Annotated in this window: 16 protein-coding genes and 1 riboswitch; of the genes, 6 read left to right on the forward strand and 10 right to left on the reverse strand. The window is 72.4% G+C overall.

Features of this window, described 5'->3' with window-relative positions:
• Positions 1-14: 14 nt before the first annotated feature.
• Genes LL648_RS30390 through LL648_RS30400 form a run of 3 tightly spaced genes read right to left on the reverse strand, consistent with a single transcriptional unit; the run spans position 15 to position 3,279 of the window.
• Positions 15-1,061, reverse strand: coding sequence for an ABC transporter ATP-binding protein (locus LL648_RS30390; RefSeq protein WP_232666210.1), 1,047 nt, complete (start codon positions 1,059-1,061; stop codon positions 15-17).
• Entirely contained in the window at positions 1,058-2,101 is a 1,044-nt protein-coding gene (locus LL648_RS30395) for a FecCD family ABC transporter permease (RefSeq protein WP_232666211.1), read from the reverse strand. The genes LL648_RS30390 and LL648_RS30395 overlap by 4 nt, the downstream gene beginning before the upstream one ends.
• Complete coding sequence (locus LL648_RS30400) at positions 2,098-3,279, reverse strand: ABC transporter substrate-binding protein (protein ID WP_232666212.1); 1,182 nt, start codon at positions 3,277-3,279, stop codon at positions 2,098-2,100. Before LL648_RS30400 ends, LL648_RS30395 begins: the two co-directional genes overlap by 4 nt.
• Before the next feature lie 131 nt (positions 3,280-3,410).
• Between LL648_RS30400 and LL648_RS30405 the strand changes: the two genes are divergently transcribed.
• Positions 3,411-4,481, forward strand: a complete 1,071-nt coding sequence (locus LL648_RS30405) for a glycoside hydrolase family 6 protein (protein WP_232666213.1) — start codon at positions 3,411-3,413, stop codon at positions 4,479-4,481.
• Between the two features lie 310 nt (positions 4,482-4,791).
• On the opposite strand, the gene metE is transcribed toward LL648_RS30405, so the two are convergent.
• Entirely contained in the window at positions 4,792-7,044 is a 2,253-nt protein-coding gene (gene metE, locus LL648_RS30410) for a 5-methyltetrahydropteroyltriglutamate--homocysteine S-methyltransferase (protein ID WP_232666214.1), read from the reverse strand.
• A gap of 110 nt (positions 7,045-7,154) precedes the next feature.
• A riboswitch (cobalamin riboswitch) is annotated at positions 7,155-7,380 on the reverse strand.
• On the reverse strand, positions 7,377-7,952 hold the full coding sequence (locus tag LL648_RS30415; protein WP_232666215.1) for a TetR/AcrR family transcriptional regulator: 576 nt from the start codon (positions 7,950-7,952) through the stop codon (positions 7,377-7,379). (Overlaps the previous riboswitch by 4 nt.)
• Before the next feature lie 72 nt (positions 7,953-8,024).
• Here LL648_RS30415 and LL648_RS30420 point away from each other — a divergent pair, with 72 nt between their 5' ends.
• From LL648_RS30420 to srmL, 4 genes are all read left to right on the forward strand, one after another.
• Positions 8,025-8,435, forward strand: coding sequence for a hypothetical protein (locus LL648_RS30420; RefSeq protein WP_232666216.1), 411 nt, complete (start codon positions 8,025-8,027; stop codon positions 8,433-8,435).
• Positions 8,436-8,495: 60 nt separating this feature from the next.
• On the forward strand, positions 8,496-9,275 hold the full coding sequence (locus tag LL648_RS30425; RefSeq protein WP_232666217.1) for an alpha/beta fold hydrolase: 780 nt from the start codon (positions 8,496-8,498) through the stop codon (positions 9,273-9,275).
• A 1-nt stretch (position 9,276) separates the two neighbouring features.
• The gene (locus LL648_RS30430) at positions 9,277-9,801 is read left to right on the forward strand and encodes a 2'-5' RNA ligase family protein (protein WP_232666218.1); all 525 of its coding nucleotides are present in this window, start codon (positions 9,277-9,279) and stop codon (positions 9,799-9,801) included.
• A gap of 139 nt (positions 9,802-9,940) precedes the next feature.
• Positions 9,941-11,047, forward strand: a complete 1,107-nt coding sequence (srmL, locus tag LL648_RS30435; protein ID WP_232666219.1) for a PheS-related mystery ligase SrmL — start codon at positions 9,941-9,943, stop codon at positions 11,045-11,047.
• Between the two features lie 117 nt (positions 11,048-11,164).
• On the opposite strand, the gene LL648_RS30440 is transcribed toward srmL, so the two are convergent.
• A complete protein-coding gene (locus LL648_RS30440; RefSeq protein ID WP_232666220.1) occupies positions 11,165-11,467 on the reverse strand; it encodes a hypothetical protein in 303 nt (100 codons plus the stop codon).
• Between the two features lie 750 nt (positions 11,468-12,217).
• Here LL648_RS30440 and LL648_RS30445 point away from each other — a divergent pair.
• Complete coding sequence (locus LL648_RS30445) at positions 12,218-12,763, forward strand: hypothetical protein (protein ID WP_232666221.1); 546 nt, start codon at positions 12,218-12,220, stop codon at positions 12,761-12,763.
• A gap of 83 nt (positions 12,764-12,846) precedes the next feature.
• Here the strand turns inward: LL648_RS30445 and LL648_RS30450 are convergent, their stop codons facing one another.
• Genes LL648_RS30450 through LL648_RS30465 form a run of 4 tightly spaced genes read right to left on the reverse strand, consistent with a single transcriptional unit; the run spans position 12,847 to position 16,940 of the window.
• Entirely contained in the window at positions 12,847-13,623 is a 777-nt protein-coding gene (locus LL648_RS30450) for an IclR family transcriptional regulator (RefSeq protein ID WP_232666222.1), read from the reverse strand.
• A gap of 49 nt (positions 13,624-13,672) precedes the next feature.
• The gene (locus LL648_RS30455; RefSeq protein WP_232666223.1) at positions 13,673-14,443 is read right to left on the reverse strand and encodes an enoyl-CoA hydratase/isomerase family protein; all 771 of its coding nucleotides are present in this window, start codon (positions 14,441-14,443) and stop codon (positions 13,673-13,675) included.
• The gene (locus tag LL648_RS30460; RefSeq protein ID WP_232666224.1) at positions 14,440-15,597 is read right to left on the reverse strand and encodes a CaiB/BaiF CoA transferase family protein; all 1,158 of its coding nucleotides are present in this window, start codon (positions 15,595-15,597) and stop codon (positions 14,440-14,442) included. The genes LL648_RS30455 and LL648_RS30460 overlap by 4 nt, the downstream gene beginning before the upstream one ends.
• Before the next feature lie 2 nt (positions 15,598-15,599).
• Positions 15,600-16,940 (reverse strand): SLC13 family permease, encoded by a 1,341-nt coding sequence (locus tag LL648_RS30465; protein ID WP_232666225.1) that lies wholly within the window; start codon positions 16,938-16,940, stop codon positions 15,600-15,602.
• Between the last annotated feature and the right edge of the window lie 6 nt (positions 16,941-16,946).

Genomic DNA, 16,946 nt, shown 5'->3' on the forward strand with positions numbered 1-16,946 from the left:
CGTCGACAACGACGTTATTGCTGTTGTGAGCGCTCACGAACGACCACAACGTCGTTGTCGACGGGGTGGTGCGCCCGCGCCCAGGCCGTCAGGTCGGACCAGCCGGTCACTGTCTCCGTTCCCCCGCTGGTGCTGAGGTGGAAGGTGGCGTCGCCCGCCGGCTCGACGACGACGTCCGACGGCTCGCCGCGCACCCGCCGCCAGCCCTCCCTGGCGAACGCGCGGGTGATCAGGGCGGCGGCCGGTTCGGTGGCGAGCACCTCCACCGTCGAAGAGCGGTCGGCCTCCAGTGCGAACGTCCCGGTGACCGCGTTGAACGCGAGCCCGGTGGTGTCGAAGACGGCGGCGACGGCGCCGTCGGCCACCAGGCTCTCCGGCGTCCCCGTATGCAGCACGCCGCCGCGGTCGACGAGCCACAGGTGGTCGGCGAGCCGCAGCGCCAGCTCGAGGTCGTGCGTGGAGACGACGACGCACATCCCCTGCTCCCGCGCCAGCCGCCGCAGCAGGCCGAGCAGCCCCACCCGCGCGGAGACGTCGAGGAACGCGCTGGGTTCGTCCAGCAGCAGCACCGACGGCTCCTGCGCCAGCGCGCGTGCGACGAGCACCCGCTGCCGCTCGCCGTCGGAGAGCTCGCCGACCCGGCGCGCGGCGAGGTGCTCGGCGCCCACCGATTCGATCGCGCCCTCGACGACGGCGACGTCGCGCGCGTGCAGCACGCCGGTGGCCCCGGTGTGCGGGTGGCGGCCCAGTGACACGAGCTCGCGCGCGGTCAGCAGGCCGGCGTCGACCCGCTCGGTGAGCACGACGGCCAGCCGCAGCGCACGCTCGGCGGGGGCGAGGGCCAGCAGGTCGGCGCCGTCGAGTGCGACAGCCCCGGCGAGCGGTGGCTGCAGGCCGGCGACCGTGCGGAGCAACGTCGACTTGCCGGCGCCGTTCGGGCCGATCAGCGCCGTCAGGTCGCCGCGACGGGCCCGCGCGACGAGACCCTTCAGCACGGCTCGCTCGCCGCGACGGCCCGCGCGGTAGCCGACGGCGAGATCGTCGAGCAGCAGCCCGTTCACACGACCGCTCCGGCGGCGAGCCGCCTGCTGCGCAGCAGCACCACGATCACCACCGGCGCGCCGGCGAGCGACGTCACCACGTTCAGCGGGATCACCGTCTCCGAGCCGGGCGGGTGGCTGACGATCGAGCAGGCCAGCGCGGTGATCGCCCCGACGAGCGCGGTGGCGGGCAGCAGCACGCGGTGGTCCGACGTGCCGATCGCCAGCCGCGCGAGGTGCGGGATCGCGATGCCGATGAACGCGATGGGCCCGCAGAAGGCGGTGACGGTGCCGGCCAGCAGCCCCGCGGAGACCGAAGCGCCGATCCGGACCCGGCCGACGTCGACGCCCATGCTGCGGGCGTAGCCGTCGCCGAGCAGCAGCGCGTTGAGCGACTTCACGAGCAGCACCGAGAGCCCCAGCCCCAGCGCGATCGCGGTGGCGAAGACCGGGAGGTCGTCGCGGGTGGTCGCGTCGACGCTGCCGAGGCCCCACACGAAGAACTGCTGCGCGATCCGCGGGTCGGTCCACACCAGCACCAGACTGATCATCGCCGACGTCACGGCGCCGATCATCACGCCGACGATCAGCAGCGTCACCGCCGAGCGGGCCCAGCGCGCGAGCGTCAGCACGAGGGCCATCACGGCGGTCGCGCCGATCGCCGCCGCGGCGACGGCACCGAGCCGCCCGGCGCCGACCAGCCCCGAGCCGAACGTCGCCCCGAACGCGGCCGCGGTGGTCGTCGCGAGGAAGACGGCCATGCCGAGGCTCGCACCGGAGCTGACGCCGAGGACGTACGGGTCGGCGAGCGGGTTGCGGAAGAGCGTCTGCATGAGCAGGCCCGCGACGCCCAGCGCGGCCCCGACCAGCGCGGCGGTGATCGCCCTCGACAGGCGGACGCTGCCGATGACCACCGTCCAGCGCGGGTCGGACGGCTCGGCGCCGACGAGCACGAGTGCGGTGTCGACGAGCGGGACGCTGACCGGCCCGAGCGCCACCGCGAGCACGAACGCGATCGCACCGACGACCGCGAGGGCTGGCAGCAACCAGACTCGGCTCACCCGCTCGCCTGCTGGTAGTAGACGAACTGGTGGCCCGGCATCAGCTCAGGGTGCAGCACGGCGACGATGTCGGCGAGGATCTCGTCGGGGTGGGTGACACCGCGCTCGAAGACGTCGTTCCCGCCGGTCGGGCCCTTGAGCTTGTCGCGGGTCCAGATCGTGCCGGTGCGCACGGCCGTCAGGTCGGCGTAGCGCGGATCGGCCGCGACGGCCGCCGCGCGGGTCGGGAGCGGGCCGTCGGTCAGCCACGTCGGCGCGCTGCCGTCGGTCGCGAACACCGTCTCGAAGTCCTTCGGCACCGAGCCGACGATCGGGTTGTCGCGCTCCGACCACGTCGCGCCGGCGTCCCGGAAGAGGACGCCGGCCGTGCCGCCGCCGGTGGGGACGGACCACGTGCCCTGGAAGAGCGAGCCGATCAGCACCGGCGCCGGTGGCACCGCGGCCGCCTTCGCGGCGGTCCCGGTGTAGCGCTGCTCGATGCCGTCGAAGACGCGGGCGGCGTCGACCTCGTGCCCGGTCAGCGCGCCCATGATCTTGATCCACTCGGCCTGGCCGAGCGGGCTCGCCTCGAGGTACTCGGCCCAGCCGATGACCGGGATGCCGGCACCCCGCAGGGCGGGGAACGCCGGGTTGTCGGCGCCCTGGCTGAGCAGGACGTCCGGCTCGGCCGTGACCACCGCTTCGGTGTTGATCTGCGCGTCGGGCGCGAACGCGGCGACGCCACCCGCGGCGATCTTCGCGCGAACCTCGGCGCCGGAGACGAAGTCGGGAGCCGCGACCCCGGTGAGCACGTCGAGCGCGCCGATCTCGACGATCATCGGCAGCTGCGTCGTCGACTCGGAGTAGAGGCTGCGCACGGGCGTCTCGACGACCGGCGCCGCGGCCAGCTGCGACGGCAGCTGCGGCTTCGGGGCACCACACTTGAGCAGCACGTACGACTCGGGCGCCGCGCCGGGGAACGGCTGGCGAACCGTGAGCACCTGGTAGCTGCGCTCGTAGGTGAGCGTGACGTTGCGGGCGTGCGCGAGCTCCGCCTTGACCGGGAAGTAGTCGGTGGCGGGGTCGAACGCCGTGATGCAGCCGGGGCGATCGGGCGCCGGCGCGGTCGCGGGCGGTGCGGCGCAGGCGCCGAATACGAGCAGGGCAGCGACCGCGAGCGCAGCGGAGACGTGCTTCATGTCCGTCCTTTGAACAGCTGTTCAGATGAGTGATTCTCACACGGACCCCGATCCGGGATCTTCTCCCGAAACGCCACGCGACCCGGTGGCCCTCTGCAACGCTTCGACCACAGGTTCTGGAGGTGCGCACGATGGCTGTCGGGCTCCCCACGCTTGCTGCGGCCTTGCTGGCGGCGGCCACGCTCGCGCCGGCGGGCAGCGCGCCCCTCGACTGCTCGCAGGTCGGGCAGCCCGCCACCGAACAGCTCCGGTCCGGCGAGGCCGTCGTGCTCGTCGTGCGGTGCGCACCCGCGCCGGCCCGATCCGTCTCTCCCAAGCCGTTCTACGTCGACCCGACCACCCCCGCCGCCCAGCAGGTGCGCGAGTGGGAGAGCGACGGCCGCGCCGGCGACGCCGCCCAGCTGCGCAAGCTCGCCGACCAGCCACAACCGCTCTGGGTGACCGCCGACGCCGGCTCGGTGGAGGCCGAGGTCGCCGAGTACGTCGGGCGGGCGGAGCAGGCGGGCGCGCGGCCGCTGCTCGTCGGCTACAACATCCCCGACCGCGACTGCGGCAGCTACTCCGGCGGCGGGGCCGGCGACGCCGAGAGCTACCGGCAGTGGGCGGCCGCGTTCGCGGCGGGGCTGAAGGGCTCGGGACTGAAGAGCAGGGACGCGCTCGTCGTGCTGGAGCCGGACGCCATCCCGCACCAGCTCTCCGGCTGCGCCGGCGGCGGCGAGGAGCGGTACGCGCTGCTCTCCGACGCCACCGACGCGCTCACCGCCGCCGGCGCCGACGTCTACATCGACGCCGGTCATCCCGGCTTCACGGGCGACCCCGTCGCGACCGCGGACGCGCTCGAACGGGCCGGCGTCCGGCGCGCCGCCGGGTTCAGCCTGAACGTCTCCAACTTCATCTCCACCCAGGAGAACATCGAGTACGGCACCGCGATCTCGAAGCGGCTGGGCGGCGCGCACTTCGTCATCGACACCAGCCGCAACGGCGCCGCCGACCCACCGGAGTCGACCGGCGGCGCCCCGGAGTGGTGCAACCCACCCGGCCGACTGCTCGGCGTCCCACCAACCACCGAGACCGGGAACCCGCTGGTCGACGCCCTGCTCTGGGTCAAGCGCCCCGGCGAGTCGGACGGCGCGTGCCGCGACTCCGACCCGCCGGCCGGCGGCTGGTTCCCCGAGTACGCCCTCGACCTCACCCGCGGCTGAGCCCCCACCAACAGCGAGTCCCCCGCCCCACCCGGCGAGTCCCCCGTCCCGGTCGGCGAGTCCCACGTCCCGGTCGGCGAGTCCCACGTCCCGGTCGGCGAGTCCCACGTTTCAGTCGGCGAGTCCCACGTTTCAGTCGCGCCGTGCACGCGCGAGTCCGGCTGCGCCGACGTGAGACTCACGCACCGCAACGCGGCACTCGCCCGCTGGAACGCGGGACACGCCCGCCGAAACGCGGGACTCGCGCGCTGGAACGTGGGACACGCGCGCTGGAACGTGGGACTCGCGCGCCGAGACGTGGGACTCGCGGCTACGGGCGGACGGCGCGGGCTGCGGCGACGAGGTTGCGGAGGGCGGCGGTCACCTCCCGCTCGCCGCGGGTCTTGAGCCCGCAGTCGGGGTTGGCCCACAGGCGGTCGGGTGTGACCCACGTGCCGGCCGCGCTGAGCAGCCGCTCGATCTCGGCGGTGCTGGGCACCTGGGGCGAGTGGACGTCGTAGACGCCGGGGCCGATTCCTCGCGTCACACCGGTGCCCAGCTGCTCCAGCTCGGCCATGCTCGACCGGGCCGCCTCCACCGTGGTGACGTCGGCGTCGAGGGCGTCGATGGCAGGCACCACGACCTCGAACTCCGAGTAGCACAGGTGGGTGTGCACCTGGGTGGAGTCGGCCACCCCACCCGTGACGAGCCGGAACGCGTCGACCGACCACTCCAGGTAGGCCGGCTGCGCCGCCGCGCGCAGCGGGAGCAGCTCACGCAGCGCCGGCTCGTCGACCTGGATCACCCGCAGCCCCGCGGCCTCGAGGTCACGCACCTCGTCGCGCAGCGCGAGCCCGACCTGACGTGCCGTCTCGCCGAGCGGCTGGTCGGCGCGCACGAACGACCAGGCGAGGATGGTGACGGGCCCGGTCAGCATCGCCTTGACCGGCTTCGACGTGAGCGACTGCGCGTAGGAGCTCCACCCGACGGTGATCGGCGCCGGCCGGGACACGTCGGCGTAGAGCACCGGCGGCCGGACGCACCGCGTGCCGTACGACTGCACCCAGCCGTTCTGCGTGATGGCGAACCCGGCGAGGTTCTCCGCGAAGTACTGCACCATGTCGTTGCGCTCGGGCTCACCGTGCACGAGGACGTCGAGGCCGATCTCCTCCTGCAGCCGGATCACGCGCTCGATCTCGGCCCGCATCCTCGACTCGTACGCGGCGTCGTCGAGCGTGCCGGACCGGTGCGCCGCGCGGTCCTTGCGGATCTGCGCGGTCTGCGGGAACGAGCCGATCGTCGTGGTCGGGACGGGCCCGAGCGCGAGGTGGCTGCGTTGTGCAGCGGTACGGGCGTCGGCGCTGCCGCGGCGGTAGTGGTCGGCGCCGAGCGTGTCGAGGCGGGCCCGCACGTGCTCGTCACGTTCGTCGGCCCGGTCGACCGCTCGCAGTGCCTTCGCCGCAGCGAACTCGCTCGCAACGGCGTCACGGCCCTCGTGCAGCGCCCTGCCGAGCAGCACCACCTCCTCGACCTTCTGCGCGGCGAACGCCAGCCGGTCCTTGACGACGCCGAGCGCGGGTTCGCCCTCGACGTCGTACGGCACGTGCAGCAGCGAGCACGACGTCGCGATCTCCACCCGCCCGGCGGTGCCGAGCAGCGTCGCCGCGGTGCCGAGCGCGACGTCGAGATCGGTGCGCCAGACGTTGCGGCCGTCGACCACCCCGGCCAGCACGGTCTTCTCGCGCAGAGCGGGCAGCGCCGCGGCCGCCGACAGATCGGACGCGCCGGCGACCAGGTCGAGCGAGATCGCCTCGACCGGGCTCTCGGCGAGCACCTGCAACGCGGGCCCCAGGTCGCCGTAGTAGGCCGCGACCAGGATCTTGGGCCGCGCCGCAACCGCGCCGAGCGCCCGGTAGGCCGTGCCGAGCGCGGCGAGCTCGCGCCCCGAGCGGTCGGCGACGAACGCCGGCTCGTCGAGCTGCACCCAGGACGCGCCGGCCGCGGCCAGCTCGCCCAGGAGCTCGGCGTAGACCTCGACGAGCCGGTCGAGCAGGTCGAGCGGGTCCACCCCGTGCCCCTTGGCCATCAGCAGGAAGCTGACCGGGCCCAGCAGCACCGGGCGCGTCTCGACGCCGGCCGCGCGGGCCTCCCGGTACTCGTCGACGGGCTTGCGGTCGGCGAGCCGCAGCGCCGTGTCCGGGCCCAGCTCGGGCACGAGGTAGTGGTAGTTGGTGTCGAAGAACTTGGTCAGCTCCAGCGGCGCGACGCCGTCGGTGCCGCGGGCCATCGCGAACAGGGTGTCGATGTCGGAGCGCCCGAGTTCGGCGAACCGCGCCGGCACGGCGCCGACCGTTCGTGCCATGTCGAGCACGTGGTCGTAATAGGAGAACGTGTTGCTCGACACGGAGCCGAGCCCCGCGTCGCGCAGCCCGGTCCAGGTGCTGCGGCGCAGCTCGGCCGCGGCGGCCCGCAGGCCGTCCTCGCCGAGGGTGCCGGCCCAGTACCGCTCGACGGCGCGCTTGAGCTCCCGGTCGGGCCCGATGCGCGGGTAGCCGAGGACGGTCGATCCGATCTGTTGAGTCACTGCTCTCTCCTCGCGAGCGTGCGGGACGACCCACCGGAACGCGGGCAGCACGAGGAGACCGAGTGGTCCACTCGGCCCTCCCACGAGGCCGACGGATCTGCGCGCACCGGAAGGTGCACGCACCGGCGGCAGGTATTCGGACTCGCGGGCACCGCCGGACCTTCGTCCGGCGACCTACCGGCCGTCGCTTCCCAGGTCCTGCGACCCAGTGCTCGTTGACGGCTGTCGTTCCCGCTCACCGCTGCGGGGCAGTCCCGGACTCTCACCGGGTTCCCTCTTGCCTCGGATCTGCACCACCATCTCGTGCATAGCCGAACCACCAGCAGACCGGACTATAGATGAGTTGCAGCCCGATCCGCGGAATCGTGATCAAGGAGGTCGGCGAATGCCGCCGCGGCGGCGTCGACCCGTGCCGGGCGCGAGGTGACGAGACTGTCGAGGAGCAGACCGTCGACGGTGTCGAGGATGAGGTCGGCGAGGGGCTCCACGCGTGGCTGGGGGATGGCGAGTTCGGCCAGTCCGGTGCGCAGCATGATCAGCCACGGTTCGCGGGATTGTTCATGGGCGGAGCGCCAGCCGTCCGACTCGTGCACCGACAGGACGCACATCTGCAGGTACAGACGCATCGCGCCGTGCGCGACGGGGTCGTTCACGACCCGCCAGGCGTAGCGCACGAGATCACCGACGGTCCGCACGGGCGGATCTGCCTCGTCGATGGACTCGGCCAGACGGCGGTTGGCCAGGGCGACCACCTCGGCGATCAACGTCTCCTTGTTGGCGAAGTGGTAGATCAGCATGCGGTCGCTGGTGCCCAGCGCCGCAGCGAGCGGGCGCAGCGACAGCCCGATCAGCCCGTGCTCGAGCACGTAGGCCAGTGCACCTTCGGTGAGCGCGGCGCGGCGGTCCACCCGCGGACTGTAGCAACTGCTTCACATTGGATGTAGCGACTGCTACGTTTTCGGAGGTCGAGAGGAGTGACCGTGACGACGTCGCGCTCTACCCGGTTCGATCTGCGTGTCCTGCTTCGTGGGGATGCGGTGTTCGAGTGCGTCTTGGCAGCGGGGTGTCTGTGGCTGGCCATCGGGCTGCCCGCCGCCGGCGCCTGGGCATCGCCGCCCTGGCTGGGCCGTCCCGCCCTGCTCGTGGTGGCGGTGGTACTGCTGGCCGCCGCCGGCGCGCTGTGGTGGCTGTCGAGCCGGAACGATCCCGCCGCAGCACGGGTGGTCGCCGTGGCCAATGCGGTGACGGCAACCCTGATCGCCGTCTGGGCCGTTCTCGGCGGCGGCGCCGGCGGATCCCTCCGCGTCAGCCTGGCGGTGGTCGCTGTCCTGCTCGCCGGGCTCGCCGCAGCGCAATGGCACCGCTCACACCTGCACCGATCCGCTACCTGACCCAGCGCAGCGAAGGTTGAGGACAATGCTGCGGTCCCACGCGTGACGGGAGGAGCAGAGATGGATCACACGGTCGACTGCAACGGGATCACGGTGCACTACGAGGACCACGGCACGGGGGCGCCGATCGTCCTGCTGCACGGCGGGCTGGTGACCGCCCGGATGATGTGGGGACCGCACATCGAGATGTTCGCGGCGGCGCACCGCGTGCTCGCGCCGGACACGCGCGGGCACGGCCGCACCGACAACCCGGCCGGCAGCCTGCGTTACGAGCAGTTCGCCGACGACACCGCGGCGTTCATCGCGGCGCTCGGCCTGGAGCGGCCCGTCGTCGTCGGGTACAGCGACGGTGCGCAGACCGCGCTCGAGCTGGCGCTGCGGCATCCCGACGCGGCAGGCGCGGTGGCGCTCGGCGGGATCGTCGTCGAACAGGACGCCGACTACGCGGCGATGCTGGAGAGCCTCGGCATGGCGGTGCCCGGCCAGGTCGACGTCGACCGGCTCCGGGGGACCGTCGGCGACTTCGCCGACGCCGTGATCGAGCTGCACGGGGACCGCTGGCGGGCGCTGCTGGAGGAGACGAGCGTGCTCTGGCACAACGTCCCGGAGTACTCCGACGAGACCCTCGCCACGGTCTCCCTGCCGACGCTCGTGCTCACCGGCGACGCCGACACCGCGGCGTTCGCCCAGGCGCACCGGATCGTCCAGGCGGTGCCCGGCGCCGAGCTGGCCGTCCTGCCGGGCGCCGACCACGGCGGCGCGATCACCCGGCCGCTCTTCACGCACGTCGTTCTCGACTTCGTGGAGCGGGTCGCGCCGACGAAGGTCGCCGAGGACTGACGTGGCACGGCTCTCGGTCGCGTTGCGGCTCCCGCCGGACGTCTCGGCGGTGCTCGCGGCGCTGCCCCGGCCCCCGACGCCGCGGGTGTCGTGGTCGGCGCCCGAGCAGTGGATCGTGAAGCTACGCCCGCTCGGCCACGTGCCGGACGATCTGGTGGAACCGCTGGTCGACGCGCTGCACGACGAGCTCGACGGGCTGCCGGCGACCCGCTGCGAGCTCGGGCCCGCGACCCGCAGGTTGGGCGGGCAGTGGCTCGGCGCTCCGGTGGTAGGGCTCGACGACCTCGCCGCGACCGTCTTCGACGCGACGGTCGGGCTCGTCCCGGTGACCCACCCGCAGCCGTTCCAGGCCGACGTCGTGCTCGCGCGCGGCCGCGTCCCCGCCGACCTGGCCGGGGAGCCGGTCGCGGCGAGCTGGGTGGCCGGTGCGGTGTTCCTGGTCGCGGACCGATCGGCGCCCGGCCGGCCCCGGCTCGACGACGTCGCTGAGTTCGCGCTGACGGAAAGCCGGTTGCCCCGTTCGTAGACTGGAGCCATGAGTTCCGTGCAGCGGCGATTTTGCCGCCCCCGGCCGCGCAGCGGTCGCGGGCGCCTGCACTGCTGAGCTCCCGCGCCGAGCCGGTCGGGGGGTGATTCCCCTCCCCTGCTCTCCGTGAGGAACTCCGATGACCACCCTGCTCTCGCCCGGCGAGCTCGCCGCGGCGCTCGAACTGCGCGACCTCTCCGATCCCGCGTGCGGCCCGCACGCCATGCAGATCCTGCTCGACGACGCCGTGGCGGCGCTCGCCGCGCTCTGGGACTGCGCGGTCGACCTGCGCCGGCCGCGGGCCGTCGTCAGCGTCGAGGACAACTACGACCGGCTCGGCTACAGCCCGGCCGCTGCCACCAGGGACGGGCGGTACTCCCGCTACATCAGCGAGACCGTCATGCTGCGCAGCCACACCTCCGCGGCGATCCCACCCGCGCTGCGCGAGCTGGCCCGCCGCGCCGATGCCGCGCCGGACGTGCTGCTGGTGCGGCCGGGACTCGTGCACCGGCGCGACGTCATCGACCGGTTGCACGTCGGCTCGCCGCACCAGCTCGAGCTCTGGCGGATCGTGCGTGGCGGCGTCGGCGGCGGAGTCGGCGCCGACGACCTGCGCGCGATGGCGGGGGCGCTCGTCGAGGCGTTGCTGCCCAGCACGGTGTGGCGGATGGTGCCCGCCGAGCACCCGTACACGGTGCACGGCAGCCAGATCGACGTCGACCGCGACGGACGGTGGGTCGAGCTGGCCGAATGCGGTCTCGTCGCGCCGGGTGTGCTGGCCACCGCCGGCCTGGATCCCGCTCGGTGGAGCGGGCTCGCGCTCGGGATGGGCCTCGACCGGGCGCTCATGCTGCGCAAGCACATCCCGGACATCCGGTTGCTGCGATCCGCCGATCCGCGGGTTGCCGCGCAGATGCGCGACCTGACGCCATGGCAGCCGGTCTCGATGATGCCGCCGGTGCGCCGAGACCTCTCGATCGTCACAGCTACACCGGATGAGGAGCTGCTCGGCGACCTGGCCCGCACGGCCCTCGGCGGCGCAGCGGACGTGCTGGAATCGCTGACGGTGCTGACCAGGACCGCGCACGCCGACCTGCCGCCGCACGTCCAGGAACGGCTCGGCAGCCGCCCCGGCCTCACGAACGTGCTGCTCAGGATGGTGCTGCGGCCGATCGACCACACCCTCACCGACACGGAGGCGAACCAGCTGCGCGACCAGGTGCACGCGGTGCTCGACGCGGCATAACCCGGCGCCTTCGGGACCACCCGGCCGCCGGGGGGAGGGCAGGAAAGCCACTTTCAGGCCCTGTGAGGGCAGGAAAGTGGCTTTCCTGCCCTCGCGTGCGGACTGGACGGCCGTCATTCAGTTGAGCGAGACCTTCCCGCCCACGAGCTCCAGCCTGCGGGTGCGGATGCGCTCCACCATCGAGGAGAGGAAGACGCTGACCGAGGTGGATGCCCCCATCTGCGGTTCGTCGGCCGACGCGACGGCCCAGCGGTAGGAGAACTCGACCTCCGGGTGGGCGTCCAGCGCGAACGTGCACTCGACCCAGTCCGACTCGTCGTCCCGGATCACGGAGAAGCGGTGCAACTCGCCCTTCTCCCAGGTCTGGAAGAACTCGAACAGCGATCCAACAGCGTCGCCGACGAACTCCTGCGTGTACACGTCACGTGAATACAACCGACGCCCCTGTCAGCAGACACATGGATTCCTGAAGTAGGCCGTATACCCACAATGTGGGCGTCCGAAGAGCGGGGATCACGGCCGGTGTCGTAGACGACCTCCACCTCGTCGGACTTGCACAGTATCCGGTTGAAACCACTAGGAGCGCATGCCGCCGCGAGCGCATCTATGATCACCCGATCCGCCGGCACGATGCCATGGCCGTCGATGATGTGAACCCTGCCGAACCCATCGACGACGCCTGCTTGCGTTCGCAGGTCGTGCTGCCCGACACGCATCGGAACGACGTGACCGAGGGCCGAGGTGTAGAAGGCAAGCACTGTCCAATCAAGCGGATTGGTGTTTCTCGGTGGAGGCCGAGCTGAAGCCGATCCTGTGAAGGCAAACCCAAGGCTTCCGCTCAGCGCAAACGCGACCACGATCGCGAGTACCTTTCGGGATAACGTCCAGGTCATTACTTCTCACTTCCATTCCGGACTGCGCAGGCAATCGAGTCGCTGGTTGACGATCAACGATGGTTGCAGCGCAAGCCGGTGGACGGTCTCGCCTTTCGCTCAAACGTTCGCGATCACAAACGCGTCAGCGCGTTGGGTGCGCGGTGAGCCCGACTCACCCACGCGCTGAGCCCGACTCGCGCACGGGGTGAGCCCGACTCGCGCCCTCCCGACCCCAACCGATCCGGCCTCGCCGGGGTCGTCTCTGGTGAACGACGGATCCCAGTGGAGGTAGGCCATGCCCACGACGCAACGCCGGACCCGGTTCGACCTCATGAAGGCGCTCTTCGTGCTGATGGTCGGGATCGCGGTCTTCGCCGCCGCGGTCGGCGTCGCGGTGCTGCTCCTCGGCGTGGACGCCGTGCCGCAGTGGATGCGGACGACGGCGCTCGCGTTGGGGGCGGCGGTGGTGATCGCGGCAGTGCGCGGGTCGATCGAACGGTGGCTCGACGGCCGCAGCATCAGGTTGGCGCAGCGCTACCTCGAAGCGGGTGACCTGCTCCGGGCCGGGGTGCAGGTGCAGCTGCTGATCGAGAGCAACGAGAAGCTCGTCGGCGCGTACGACCCGCTCACGCTGCGCTGGACGATGACGCTCGCGCAGATCCGGATGAAGCAGGGGCTCCTCCTGCAGAGCGCGGCGTTGATGGAGAAGGTGGTCGACGGCCAGCTCTCCACGCTCGGCGCGGGCCACCCCGACACCCAGCGGACGTACAGGCTGCTGCAGCGGCTCGTCGAGCCGGGTGGGCTCGACGAGCCGGTGGAGATCTGGTGGCGCCGGCGCTGAGGAGCCCGAACTTCCCCACCGTTTTGCCTACTTGCACACCCTGGAAGGCGTGCAGGTTGGCAAAACGGTGGGGAACTTTCGCGTCAGGCCATGGCGCCGCGGGCGTCGAGGTGGCCGGCGAGCGCCTCGGCCGACTGGCGCAGCAGCGGTGCGATGCGTTCGACGGCCGCCCAGCTCACGCGTGATTCCGGGCCCGACACCGAGATCGCCGTCATGGACGGGCCGCCGGGCACGGCGACGGCGATGCAGCGCACGCCCAGCTCCTGCTCCGCGTCGTCGACGGCGTACCCCTGCTGCCGGATCCGCTCCAGCTCGGCCGCGAGCCGGGCCGGTTCGGTGATGGTGTGCGGGGTCTGCGCCGCCATGCCCGTGCGTCGCAGCAGCGCCAGCACGTCGTCCGGCGGCAGCTGCGCGAGCAGCGCCTTGCCCACCCCCGTGCAGTGCACCGGGACCCGGCGCCCCACCTCGGTGAACATCCGCATGGAGTGCCGCGAGGGCACCTGCGCGACGTAGACGACGGCGTCGCCGTCGAGCATCGCCATGTTGGCCGTCTCGCCGACCTGGTCGACCAGCAGCGCGAGTTGGGGCCGGGCCCACTCCCCCAGCATGCGCGACGCCGCGTCGCCGAGCCCGATCAGCCGCGGGCCGAGCGCGTAGCGCCGCGACGGCAGCTGCCGCACGTATCCGGACGCGACGAGCGTCCGCACGATCCGGTGGATCGTCGGCATCGGCAGGCCGGAGCGGGCGGCGAGCTCCGAGAGCGCGACGTCGCCACCGGCCTCGGCCATGTGTTCGAGCAACGCGAACGCCCGGTCGAGCGACTGGACTCCGCCGCTCCGATCAGGACCGGCCTCGGTCATCGGACTCCCCTGCAACGCGTTACGGACCGTCCAGGGTATCCGCCGGCGGTCACGTGCCGGTCCAGGTCGGGCGTTGCTTCGCCGCGAACGAGCGAACCGCCGCCGCGAAGTCGGCGCTCGCGTAGACCGCCGAGACGATGTCGTCGCCCTCGGGCAGCTGCGCCCTGCGCAGCCGGGCCACCGACTGCTTCGCCGCCCACATGCTGAGCGGCGCGTTCGCCGCGAGCTCCGCGACGGTGTCGGCGACGGCGGTGTCGAGCCCCGCGGCGTCCTCGACGAGCTGCGTGACGAACCCGGCCGCGTGGGCCGAGCCCGCGTCCAGCAGCTTGGCCCGCAGCAGCATGTCCAGCGTCCGCGCCGGCCCGATGTGCCCGACGAGCAGCGCGTGCGTGTCCATCGAGAGGCAGTTGCCCAGCGTGCGCGCGATCGGCACCCCGAACCGGGACGCCGCGGTGGCGATCCGCAGGTCGCAGACCGCGGCGAGGGCGAGCCCGCCGCCGATGCAGTACCCGTCGACGGCCGCGACGGTCGGCACCCGCGTGTCCTCCAGCCGGTGCAGGACGCGCGTGATGCGCTTCTCGTACGCGACGCCGTCCTGGCCGTCGAACCCCTCGAACTGCGCGATGTCCGTGCCCGAGACGAACGCCTTCCCGCCGGCGCCGCGCAGCACGAGCACGCGGATGTCGGGATCGGCGTCGGCGGTCTCGCACGCGTCGTGCACGCCCTCGTACATCGCGAACGTCAGCGCGTTGTGCGCCTTCGGTCGGTTGAAGGTGACGTGCAGCGCCGGGCCGGCGCGCTCCACCAGCAGGTCGCTCATCTGGCCACCTCGTCCATCTCGGCGTCGCTGTAGCCGAGCTCGGCCAGCACGGTCCGGGTGTCGGCGCCGAGCGGCGGGCCCGCGTTGTCGTGGCGGGGTGGGCTCTCGGAGAACCGCATCGGTGAGCCCAGCTGGCGGACCGGCCCCAGCTGCGGGTGGTCGGCGTCCCAGAAGAACCCGCGCTCGCCGAGGTGCGGATCGCTGAAGACGGCCGCGTAGTCCTCGATCGGCGCGACCGGCACCCCGGCCGCCACCAGCGCGTCGACGACCGCCGCCGTCGAACGCGCCGAGGTCGCCTCCTCGACGGCGGGCACGAGCGACGCGCGGTGGGTGTGCCGAGCGGCCGAATCGCCGTAGCGCGGGTCGGTGTGCAGGTGCGCGAGGTCGAGCGCGGCGCACAGGCCGTCCCACGTCTTCGGGGTGATCGCGCCGAGCGTCACCCAGCCGTCGGCGCACCGGAACGCCTGGTAAGGCGCGCCGGTCTGGTGCGCCGAGCCGAGCGGGCGGCCGACCTCCCCGGTGGCGAAGTACCGCCCCGCCTCCCAGACGGCGAGCGAGACGCCCGACTCCAGCAGCGAGACGTCCACGTGCTGGCCGGTCGCGCCGCGCAGCGCGGCCGTCACCGCCAGCGCCGTGTAGAGGCCCGCGACGAGGTCGCAGATCGGCACGCCGACCTTCACCGGGTCGCCGCCCGGCTCCCCCGTGATGCTCATCAGCCCCGAGCGGGCCTGCGCCATGATGTCCAGCCCTGGCAGCGCGGCGAGTGGGCCGTCCTGCCCGAACCCCGACGCCGACGCGTACACGAGGTCGGGGTTCACCGCCGCCAGGTCGTCGGGGCCGAGCCCGAGCTTGCGCAGCGCGCCCGGCCGGAGGTTCTCCACCAGCGCGTCGGCCCGCTCGACGAGCCGCAGGAACGCCCGCCGGCCCGCCTCCGACTTGAGGTCGAGCGCCACCGACTCCTTGTTGCGGTTGAGCCGCGCGAACGGCGAGCTGTGGCCATCGACGAACGGCCCGGTCGCCCTGGTCGGGTCGGGCCCCTCCGGATTCTCGATCTTGATGACCCGCGCCCCGAGGTCGGCGAGCTGCATGGTGGCGAACGGCCCCGCCATGAACACGCCGACCTCGAGGACGGTGACACCGGAAAGCGGTGGCATGCCTACAACCAACCAGGCACCACCAGCAGCAGCCATGTGATCGGCGGCGCGATCACCACCATCGAGAAGCCCCACATCATCAGCCGCCGGTAGACGTACTCGCGCCGGTCCTCCGGCGCGTTCGCCGCGACCAGCGCACCCGACGTGGAGAACGGGCTGGAGTCGACCACCGACGACGAGATCGCGAGCGCGGTGATCAGCCCGATCGGCCCGACGTGCCCGGCCAGCAGGAACGGCACGGCCAGCGGGATGAGCGCGCCGAGGATGCCGGTCGTCGACGCGAACGCGGACACCGCGGCGCCGATGTAGCAGATGACGAGCGCCGCGAGCAGCGGCACACCGATCGTCGCGACCTGGTTGCCGAGGAAGTCGACCGTGCCGATGTCCTGCATCAGGTTGACGTAGGTGACGATACCGCAGATCAGCAGCACGGTCGGCCACGCGACCTGCGCGACGGCGCCCTTGTAGGTCTGCGGCGCGAGCAGCGAGAGCAGCACGGCCGCCGTGACGGCTAGCAGCCCGACGTCGAGCTGGAACCCGAGCGCCCCGACCGCGACGCCGACCAGCGCGACGAGGGTGAGCGAGCGGTTCAGGTCGAGGGTCGTGACCGGCTCGTGCTCGCTCTCGCTGAACGACGCCCCGGTCGCGCCTGACGTGACTGCCTTCGCGGCCCCGGGTCCGCCACCGGCCGCAACCTCCTGGGCGGGCTCCTCCTCGACGACCCGGCCGAGCAGCTCGCGCCCACCGAAGATCACGAAGACGACGACGTTGAGCAGGATGTTGAACACGAGGCTGCCCAGGAACAGCACGAGCGGGCTGCCGGGCAGGTTGTTGTCGGCGACGACGCCGTTCGTGATGACGCCGAAGATCGCGAGCGGGGAGAACCCGCCCGCGCTGGCGCCGTTGATGATCGAGAGGCCCATCAGCACCGGGTTGATCCGGTGCCGCACGGCGAAGCCCAGCCCGACCGGCGCGATGATCGCGACCGCGGCCGGGACGACGGCGCCGAATGCCGTCAGCAACCCGGTGACCATGAACATGATCCACGGGATCAGCGCGATGCGGCCGCCGACGCCGCGCATCGCCATGTGCACCAGCCAGTCGACGGTGCCGTTGGCACGCGCGATCGCGAACAGGAACGTGACCCCCACGAGGATCACGAAGAGGCTGCCGGGGAAGTTCTCGAAGATCTTGTCGGCGACGTCGTCGGGGCTGCCCTCCACGACGATCGAGCCGATCACGAACGCGGCGACGAGGGAGAGCGCGCCGAGGTTGATCGGGCGGATCGTGGCGATGATGAAGGCCACAACCAGCGCGAGGATGGAGATCACCTGGTAGGACATAGGCAC

Source organism: Pseudonocardia sp. TRM90224 (assembly GCF_021245725.1).
GTDB lineage: Bacteria > Actinomycetota > Actinomycetes > Mycobacteriales > Pseudonocardiaceae > Pseudonocardia.

Coding starts and splice junctions, on each gene's coding strand:
- LL648_RS30400 (WP_232666212.1), bottom strand. CDS start 3,279: ATGAAGCACGTCTCCGCTGCGCTCGCGGTCGCTGCCCTGCTCGTATTC.
- LL648_RS30405 (WP_232666213.1), top strand. CDS start 3,411: ATGGCTGTCGGGCTCCCCACGCTTGCTGCGGCCTTGCTGGCGGCGGCC.
- LL648_RS30425 (WP_232666217.1), top strand. CDS start 8,496: ATGGATCACACGGTCGACTGCAACGGGATCACGGTGCACTACGAGGAC.
- srmL (WP_232666219.1), top strand. CDS start 9,941: ATGACCACCCTGCTCTCGCCCGGCGAGCTCGCCGCGGCGCTCGAACTG.
- LL648_RS30445 (WP_232666221.1), top strand. CDS start 12,218: ATGCCCACGACGCAACGCCGGACCCGGTTCGACCTCATGAAGGCGCTC.
- LL648_RS30450 (WP_232666222.1), bottom strand. CDS start 13,623: ATGACCGAGGCCGGTCCTGATCGGAGCGGCGGAGTCCAGTCGCTCGAC.
- LL648_RS30455 (WP_232666223.1), bottom strand. CDS start 14,443: ATGAGCGACCTGCTGGTGGAGCGCGCCGGCCCGGCGCTGCACGTCACC.
- LL648_RS30460 (WP_232666224.1), bottom strand. CDS start 15,597: ATGCCACCGCTTTCCGGTGTCACCGTCCTCGAGGTCGGCGTGTTCATG.
- LL648_RS30465 (WP_232666225.1), bottom strand. CDS start 16,940: ATGTCCTACCAGGTGATCTCCATCCTCGCGCTGGTTGTGGCCTTCATC.